Here is a 467-nt window from a genome sequence, read left to right as displayed (position 1 = left end):
GGAACAGAAGCAGAAGAAGATGTCTTAGAAGATGAAGGAACAGAAGCAGCAGAAGATGCCTTAGAAGATGAAGGAACAGAAGCAGAAGATGTCTTAGAAGATGAAGGAACAGAAGCAGAAGATGTCTTAGAAGATGAAGGAACAGAAGCAGAAGAAGATGCCTTAGAAGACGAAGGAACAGAAGATGAAGTCGGTTTAAATGATGAAGTTGATGTGGACGAAAGTACCAATGTTGACAATGACTGGATTCAAGGAACATATCATTCATTAATCTCAAAATATGATAGTTTAATTGATTACTATAATCAATATCTATCGAATTATTTCTCATCAAACGATCAATTGGAAGGCGAAAATACTGGAGATGAGAACCTAGTAGTTGATATAGTAACAGACGAAGATATCGAAGTTGTACCAGAAGAGATTGTAGAAGCAGTAGAAACAGAAACAGACGAAGCAGCTGAAGA

General features: G+C 37.0%; 1 pseudogene. It reads left to right on the top strand.

The window, feature by feature from the left end:
• Positions 1-467, top strand: a pseudogene (locus ACJ2A9_RS23800) (hypothetical protein); the annotation flags it as partial.

This window comes from Anaerobacillus sp. MEB173, from assembly GCF_052119505.1.
In the GTDB taxonomy this organism is placed as follows: domain Bacteria; phylum Bacillota; class Bacilli; order Bacillales; family JBJMAU01; genus JBJMAU01.
The sequence above is the reverse complement of the archived record's forward strand: the minus strand, read 5'-3'. Positions and strand labels throughout refer to the sequence as shown.